10 protein-coding genes are annotated in these 7,562 nt (G+C 65.9%); 7 read left to right on the forward strand and 3 right to left on the reverse strand.

Going from position 1 to position 7,562, the window contains the following annotated elements; genetic code table 11:
• The 4 genes from trmD to ACFP9U_RS22485 form a co-directional block, all read left to right on the forward strand.
• The coding region (gene trmD / locus ACFP9U_RS22470) for a tRNA (guanine(37)-N(1))-methyltransferase (RefSeq protein WP_378624880.1) at positions 1 to 426 on the forward strand (426 nt) is incomplete at its 5' end.
• Positions 427 to 458: 32 nt separating this feature from the next.
• Positions 459 to 809, forward strand: coding sequence for a DUF488 domain-containing protein (locus ACFP9U_RS22475; RefSeq protein ID WP_378624882.1), 351 nt, complete (start codon positions 459 to 461; stop codon positions 807 to 809).
• Between the two features lie 123 nt (positions 810 to 932).
• Positions 933 to 2,039 carry a DUF3182 family protein gene (locus ACFP9U_RS22480; protein WP_378624884.1) on the forward strand — a complete coding sequence of 369 codons (1,107 nt, stop codon included), beginning with the start codon at positions 933 to 935 and terminating at the stop codon, positions 2,037 to 2,039.
• Positions 2,023 to 2,757 carry an alpha/beta hydrolase family protein gene (locus ACFP9U_RS22485; RefSeq protein WP_378624886.1) on the forward strand — a complete coding sequence of 245 codons (735 nt, stop codon included), beginning with the start codon at positions 2,023 to 2,025 and terminating at the stop codon, positions 2,755 to 2,757. The genes ACFP9U_RS22480 and ACFP9U_RS22485 overlap by 17 nt, the downstream gene beginning before the upstream one ends.
• 4 nt (positions 2,758 to 2,761) lie before the next feature.
• On the opposite strand, the gene ACFP9U_RS22490 is transcribed toward ACFP9U_RS22485, so the two are convergent.
• Positions 2,762 to 2,944: a sensory rhodopsin transducer gene (locus ACFP9U_RS22490; protein WP_322453266.1), complete on the reverse strand. Its 183-nt coding sequence runs from the start codon at positions 2,942 to 2,944 to the stop codon at positions 2,762 to 2,764.
• A gap of 135 nt (positions 2,945 to 3,079) precedes the next feature.
• Here ACFP9U_RS22490 and rplS point away from each other — a divergent pair, with 135 nt between their 5' ends.
• From rplS to leuC, 3 genes are all read left to right on the forward strand, one after another.
• On the forward strand, positions 3,080 to 3,616 hold the full coding sequence (gene rplS / locus ACFP9U_RS22495) for a 50S ribosomal protein L19 (RefSeq protein ID WP_322453267.1): 537 nt from the start codon (positions 3,080 to 3,082) through the stop codon (positions 3,614 to 3,616).
• Between the two features lie 206 nt (positions 3,617 to 3,822).
• Positions 3,823 to 4,314 carry an MgtC/SapB family protein gene (locus ACFP9U_RS22500; RefSeq protein ID WP_378624888.1) on the forward strand — a complete coding sequence of 164 codons (492 nt, stop codon included), beginning with the start codon at positions 3,823 to 3,825 and terminating at the stop codon, positions 4,312 to 4,314.
• Between the two features lie 228 nt (positions 4,315 to 4,542).
• On the forward strand, positions 4,543 to 5,952 hold the full coding sequence (gene leuC / locus ACFP9U_RS22505) for a 3-isopropylmalate dehydratase large subunit (RefSeq protein ID WP_378624890.1): 1,410 nt from the start codon (positions 4,543 to 4,545) through the stop codon (positions 5,950 to 5,952).
• Positions 5,953 to 5,996: 44 nt separating this feature from the next.
• On the opposite strand, the gene ACFP9U_RS22510 is transcribed toward leuC, so the two are convergent.
• Both ACFP9U_RS22510 and ACFP9U_RS22515 read right to left on the reverse strand, forming a co-directional pair.
• Entirely contained in the window at positions 5,997 to 6,515 is a 519-nt protein-coding gene (locus ACFP9U_RS22510; RefSeq protein WP_378624892.1) for an RNA pyrophosphohydrolase, read from the reverse strand.
• Positions 6,516 to 6,593: 78 nt separating this feature from the next.
• Positions 6,594 to 7,562: divergent polysaccharide deacetylase family protein (locus ACFP9U_RS22515; protein WP_378624894.1), on the reverse strand; the 969-nt coding region annotated here is incomplete at its 5' end.

Below are 7,562 nucleotides of genomic sequence, written 5' to 3' on the forward strand. Positions count from 1 at the left end.
GGCCGGCCGCTCACCCAGGCGCGCGTGCGCGAACTGGCCGCCGGCCCCGGCGCCGTCATCGTCTGCGGGCGCTTCGAAGGCGTGGACCAGCGCATCATAGAGGCGCGGGCCCTGGAGGAGCTCTCGGTTGGCGACTACATCCTGTCCGGCGGCGAACCGGCTGCACTGGTGCTTCTGGATGCCGTCGTGCGGCTTCTGCCCGGCGTCATGGGCAACCAGGCCTCGGGCGCGGAGGAGAGCTTCGAAAGCGGGCTCCTCGAACATCCGCATTACACCCGGCCCTCCAACTTTGAAGGCCGCGCGATCCCGGATGTCTTGCTGTCGGGCAATCACGCCAGGATCGGGGCATGGCGCCACGCCGAGGCCGAACGACTGACGAAGGAGCGGCGGCCGGATCTTTGGAAGGTCTACAAGGATCCGAAATAGCGCTTTCGGCCACTGATCGGAGGCATGGGGGTATGCGACAGATCAAGATCAAGCGTCTTTACGACGCGCCCGCTCCCGAAGACGGGTTTCGCGTCCTTGTCGATCGTCTCTGGCCACGCGGTATCGCGAAGGAGAAGGCGGAGATCCACCACTGGGCGAAGGAGGCCGCCCCGTCCACGGAACTGCGCAAATGGTTCCATCACGACCCGGAGCGGTGGAGCGAGTTTGAACGCCGCTACCGCGCCGAGCTCGCGACGCAAACGGATCTGCTCCGCGAGATCGTGGCGCTGGGCGGTGACCGGCCGCTGACCCTTCTCTATTCCGCAAAGGATCGCACCCATAACCAGGCGGTCGTCCTGAAGGATGTGCTGGAACGGATCTGAACCGGCACAAGGCCCGTGCCCCGGCGCGGCCAGCGGTCGCCACCCGCAGGCCCCTTTCGGAACCTTCCACGGACATGCGCCGTTCGATGCGCTCGTAAACGGATCGCAAGGCGCAGCTCACGGATGTCCGGAATCTCATCGAGCAGAACCGTCTACACGCACGGATGCGTGCAGGATGGGCACGAGGCAGCAACGCACGACTTGCTGGCCCGGCGGCTTGCCGGCCTGCTCGGCTTCGCCTTCGGTGGCGCCTGCGAAAATTTCGAGATCGACGAGACCGCCTATCTCATTCCGCGCACCTCCCTCAGTGGCGCCGAGACGGCATCCCGCTATCGGATTGGCCGCGAGGGCGATTTGCTCGGTGGCTGGGTGCCGGAGGCCTACATGGCAACGAAAGCGATCCTGCACCCACTCGTCTCGCCAAGGGCGGCGGCCCCGCCGGGCTGGCCGGAACGGCTGACCCGGGCGGCCAGCGACGTGACGCTGCCCGGCTTCACCGCCTTTTCGCTCGATGATGCCCGCGCGGCAGGTGAGATCCTCCGCCCGCACGGACCCGTCCGGGTCAAGCCGGTCCACGGCACGGGCGGGCATGGCCAGGCGGTCGCCGCCACCGCCTTGGAGCTGGAGGACGCGCTCACCCACCTTGCCGCACAGTACCCGCCGGGCGATGGCCTTGTTTTGGAAGCCGACCTTTCACAGGTGATCACCTATTCCGTCGGTCAGCTGCGTCTCCCGCATCTAACCGTCAGCTATTGCGGCACGCAGTTTCTGACGACGGACAATACGGGCCATGCGGCCTATGGCGGCTCGGAGCTTACCGCCACCGTGGGCGGGTATGAGAACCTGCCGGCCGAAAACCTGCCGGCCGCGATGGCGCGGGCGGTCGCTTGTGCCGCACGTTTCGACGGACTGGCGGACCGGCATCTGTCCGGCCTGATCGCCTCCAGGCGCAATTACGACGTCGCCGCCGGCCGCCTGGCCGGCGCGGCGCCGGCCATGGGAGTCATCGACCAGTCCTGGCGCGTCGGCGGAGCGACCGGCGCGGAGATCGTCGCCATCGAGGCGCTTTCACGCAACCCCGACGCCCGGGCCGTGCGTGCGCGGTCCACCGAGGTCTACGGAGCCGGACAAATACCTCCGGAGGGCGCCCTGGTCTGCTATCATGGCGAGGACCCCGCGGTCGGACCACTGCTCAAATACGCTTTCGTGGAGGATGTCCTTGCGCGTTAGCCCACTGAAAGTCCCTGTCGCACAGGATCTGCTCTCGGGCCAACTCGTCGAGCCGCAGACCGGGCTGCCCGGCGTTCTCTTCGTCCATGGCTGGAACGGCAGCCAGGAAAGGGACCGCATAAGGGCACGCGCCCTTTCGCAGTTCGGCTTCGTCAGCCTCACCTTCGACCTGCGCGGCCACGGCGCATCGACCAACGACATTCACGCCATGACCCGGGAAGACCATCTCCAGGACATCTGCGCGGCCTATGACACGCTCGCACAGCAGCCGCAGGTGGACCGGTCCTCCATCGCCGTGGTGGGCAGCAGCTATGGCGCCTATCTCGCCACCGTGGCAACCGCGCGGCGGCCCGTCCGATGGCTGGCGCTGCGCGTGCCCGCCCTATACCGGGACGAAGACTGGGACCGGCCGAAAGCACAGCTCGACAGGGAGGATCTTGCCAGCTATCGGCGCTTCCTTGTTTCGCCCGACACCAACGTGGCGCTTCGCGAATGCAGCCGCTTTACGGGAGACGTGCTTATCGTTGAATCGGAACATGACGAGATCGTTCCTCATCCGGCGATCGCCAGCTATCTCACATCCTTCGTCCAGGCCTGCTCCGTCACCTACCGCATCATCGCGGGCGCCGATCACGCACTTTCGGACGAGGCGAGCCGCAGGGCGTACGATCAGTTGCTGTCGCACTGGCTGCGCGAGATGATCTTCGGCGCCCGCTGACCGGTCATCGTTCCGAATAAGCGATCGCGGACAGCAACGCGTTCTCCGCCTGGCGACTGTCAAGCCGCGTGTGCTGAACGGCGATCGGCTCGTCCGAGGTGATCACGCTCGCACTCCGCCTGGACATCCGCCGCGGTTGATTCCCCACTCCACATGGTGTATGTGCCCGGCACATTAAGGCTGCCATGGAGGTCCATGGCCGGATATTCAAGCAAAGAAACGTGCATCCGCTCCTGCGCTTCCTTGAAGCGCACTCTTCAGACGGTCGAAGGACTGTCGTCGGGACGAGCGCTCTGGCGTCACAGAACAAGAGGACAGGACGATGGACCTTATCCGTCAGCTCGAGGCCGAGCAGGCCGAAAAGATTACCGCGCAGCGCACCCTTCCCGATTTCTCGCCCGGCGACACGGTGCGCGTTCAAGTGCGTGTCACGGAAGGCACCCGCACCCGCGTTCAGGCCTATGAGGGCGTCTGCATCGCACGCTCGGGTTCCGGGCTCAACGAGAACTTCACCGTTCGCAAGATCTCCTACGGTGAGGGCGTGGAGCGCGTGTTCCCCGTATATTCGCCGCTGGTCGAGGGTGTCGAGGTCGTGCGCCGTGGCAAGGTGCGGCGCGCCAAGCTCTATTACCTGCGCGATCGCCGCGGCAAGTCCGCCCGCATCAGCGAGAACACCGGCGCCCGCGCCCGCAAACTGAATGAGGCCGAGCGCCGGGCCGTCGCCGACGAGAAGGCGCGGATCGAGGCCGAGAAAGTCGCCGCCGCCGAAGCGCTTGCCGCCGAAAAGGCTGCGGAGGAGGCCGCCAACAATGAAGCGGCCAACCAGGAGGCCGCGCCGGCCGAGAACAAGGGCGAGTAGTCGCTCCTCGTTGTTTTGAAGTCTTCAAGGAGCGCCTTCGGGGCGCTCCTTTCGTTTTGCTGACCGTGTTTCTACGATACGGTGGCCGCCGATCCGGCAAGGTCGAAGGCCTCGCGTCTCCCTACGGCACCTGAAGTCACGGTGTCCGGAATTGCGGCAAACACGCCAAAGTGGAACCGCGCGCGCTTCGTCGCGTTCACCGCCGCATGGACGTTCTTCTCCAGGAATTCACGCCGCAGACGACACTGCCCTGGCAGGTGATCGTGGTGCGTCTTGTGCTGTCGATCCTCCTCGGCGGCATTCTGGGATTCGAGCGCGAGCTAGCGGAACGTCCCGCCGGGCTGCGCACGCACATGCTTGTCTGCCTCGCCTCAACCACCTTCGCCATCGTATCCGTGGAGATCGTCTCGATGCCCGTCTTCGACGAGGAGCACGTGCGGGCGGATCCCATCCGCCTTGTCGAAGCGATCACGGCGGGTGTGGCCTTCCTGGCAGCCGGCTTCATCATCTTCAAGCGCGGTCACGTACGCGGCCTGACCACCGGGGCCGGCATGTGGCTCGCCGCGGCGATCGGCCTTGCCGTCGGCCTGGGCCTGTGGCTCGTCGCCGCCCTCTCCTGCCTTCTTGGAGCGCTTGTCCTTGCCGTCCTCCGGCAGCTCGAGGTCCATCTGGCACTCAAGGATCCATCCGAAGAGTAGGCCATTGCGTTTCAATTGCCCAAGCCGCCAAACGCTGGTATGACACCGGCCATGGAAAGAGCCTTTGGACAATCGGCTTGCAAGAATGTCGTCCTGCAGGATGTGAAGCGCCTGCCGGGACGTTTCTTCGCGCGCATTTCCGGCGCGCTTCTGTGCCGACTTCCCTGAGCGGCGACTCCGCCCGGCTTCCGGGCAACTCCGTTTCTCCGCATTCAAGGTTTTCGCGAAATGACCAAACCCCGCACGCTCTATGACAAGGTTTTCGACGATCACGTGGTCGACCGGCAGGAGGACGGCACCTGCCTGCTCTATATCGACCGGCATCTGGTGCACGAGGTGACCAGCCCGCAGGCTTTCGAGGGCCTGCGTCTGGCTTCCCGCGCGGTGCGTCATCCCGACAAGACGCTGGCCGTCGTCGATCACAATGTGCCCACCTCGCCGGACCGCAAGTTCGGTATCAAGAACGAGGAAAGCCGCATCCAGGTCGAGGCGCTGGCCAGGAACGCCGCCGACTTCGGCATCGAATATTATAACGAGGCCGACAGCCGTCAGGGCATCGTCCACATCGTCGGGCCGGAACAGGGCTTCACCCTGCCCGGCATGACCATCGTCTGCGGCGACAGCCACACTTCCACCCACGGCGCCTTCGGTGCGCTCGCCCACGGCATCGGCACCTCGGAGGTCGAGCACGTCCTGGCCACCCAGACGCTTATCCAGCGCAAGGCCAGGAACATGCTGATCCAGGTGGACGGCAAGCTCCCGGAAGGGGTGACCGCCAAGGACATCATCCTGTCCATCATCGGCGAGATCGGCACGGCCGGCGGCACCGGCCATGTGATGGAATATGCCGGCGAGGCGATCCGCGCGCTCTCCATGGAGGGCCGGATGACCATCTGCAACATGTCCATCGAGGGCGGCGCGCGCGCCGGCATGATCGCCCCGGACGAGACCACTTATCGCTATATCAAGGACCGCCCGCGCGCACCCAAGGGCGAAGCCTGGGAGATGGCGCGCGCCTATTGGGAGACGCTGCGCTCCGACGAAGGTGCGCATTTCGACCGGGTGGTGAAGCTCGACGCGGCCAACCTGCCGCCGATCGTCACCTGGGGGTCCTCGCCCGAGGACGTGGCCTCGGTCACCGGCGTGGTACCGGACCCGGACGAGATCCCGGACGAGAACAAGCGCCAGTCGAAGAAGCGCGCGCTGGAATATATGGGGCTGACCCCGGGCACAAAGATCACCGACATCGCCCTCGACCGGGTATTCATCGGCTCCTGCACGAACGGCCGCATCGAGGACCTGCGCGAAGTGGCGAAGATCGCCGAAGGACGCAGGGTCAACGAGCGCGTCAATGCGATGATCGTGCCGGGCTCCGGGCTAGTGAAGGCCCAGGCCGAGGCCGAGGGGCTGGACAAGATCTTCACCGCGGCCGGCTTCGAATGGCGCGAGCCCGGCTGCTCCATGTGCCTGGCCATGAACGACGACCGGCTGAAGCCGGGCGAGCGTTGCGCCTCGACCTCGAACCGCAATTTCGAGGGGCGGCAGGGTTTCAAGGGCCGCACGCACCTGGTCTCCCCCGCCATGGCCGCTGCCGCCGCCATCGCCGGCCATTTCGTCGATATTCGCCAATGGCGGTAGGCTGAAGTGTCGCCGTGTCTCCCTTCCTCTGTGGGGAGGGGAGGCTATGGCGCGAGGTGACGAAACGCCTTGATCACATCCTCATAGACCTGCCGCTTGAACGGCACGATCAGACCCGGCAATTCGTCCATCGGTTTCCAGGCCCAGGCGTCGAACTCGGCCGCGTGGCCATCCGGAGGCGGATTGATGGCGATCTCGCTGTCGTCTCCATCGAAACGGAAGGCGAACCATTTCTGCTTCTGCCCGCGATAGCGCCCCTTGAGTGCTACGCCGACCAGATGGGCGGGCAATTCGTAGGTGATCCAGCCTGGCGTCTCGGCAAGCAGCGAGATGCTGCGGATGCCTGTTTCCTCGTAGAGTTCGCGCCGCGCCGCCTGCAGCGGATCCTCACCTTCGTCGATGCCGCCCTGGGGCATCTGCCAGAGCATCGCGGCCCCGTCCATCTCGCCCTTGGCCTCGACGATGCGCCGTCCGACCCACACCGCGCCTTCCGGGTTGAGCACCATCACGCCCACGCAGGGGCGATAGGGCAAGTCCTCCGCTTTCACTTTCGCCTTCTCCATTCCACCTCTCCAGAGCGATTCCAGAACGGACGCCGCAACGGTCTCTAGGACAAGATCGTCTCACCGGGATGAAGCGGTCTAATCTTCTTCCGGATCGTCCGCCAGGGCCGAGACCGGAACCAGTTCAATCCCCCTTTTGCGGACCTCCGCCGCCCAGGCCGCAACAGTATCCACCGTCACGTCGAGCGCAGAGCCGCTGCCGATCGCGAAACCGCCGGCCCGGGCGGTCCGCTCGAGTGCATCCAGCTTGTCCAGAATGGCGTCCCGCGTGCGTTCGCCGTCGATGACCGTGTCAGCAGCCGCAAAGGGCACGCCCTTCTCGCGCGCCATTTCCTCCGCCAGGCTGCGCGCCGACGTCCCGTCGTCGAGATAGGCAAGGCCCCGCTGCCGCAACTCCTCCATCAGCAGCGCCATCGCACCCTCATCCCCCGTAAAGCGCGCGCCCATGTAATTGACCACCCCGATATAGTTGGTGATCCGCCCCAGATTCCAGTGCAGTTCGCGCAGAACCTCTCCTGCCGGGGCCTCCGCACGGAGCATGTGCCGCCCGGACCCGCCGGCGGAATCGTCGAAGGGCTCCAGCGGCACCTGCAGCATGACTTCATGCCCCTCGCGCCGGGCGGTCTGCATCCAGCGTGTCAGGCTGTTGCCCAAGGGAGCGAAGGCCAGCGTGATCTCCGGCGGCAGCTTCCCGATCGCCTCCTGCGTGCCCGTTTGCGAGATGCCCAGCCCGCCGATGAGAATGGCGATGCGCGCGCCGCGCGCGCCTGACCACGGCCGGGCATAGTGGTCGAACGGCCGACGGCCCGCGGCATCCCGCGCGGGCAGCAGTCCGAATTTCGTTTCCTCGATCAGCTCGGGATCGGGCAGATGCGCGAGCAGCGTGCTCTGCCCGAGCGCCGACGGGTCGCGTACGATGACGACGCTTTCGCCCGGAGATCCTGCGGCGGGGTTGAGGCGGGTGATGGAAGGGGTCGCATTTCGTGGCGCGGACGAGCGCTCCGGCTGCGGCGCGGCATGCGGCTCGGACACCGCAACCGGTGCAGG

The organism is Nitratireductor sp. GCM10026969 (genome assembly GCF_042660605.1).
In the GTDB taxonomy this organism is placed as follows: Bacteria; Pseudomonadota; Alphaproteobacteria; order Rhizobiales; family Rhizobiaceae; genus Chelativorans.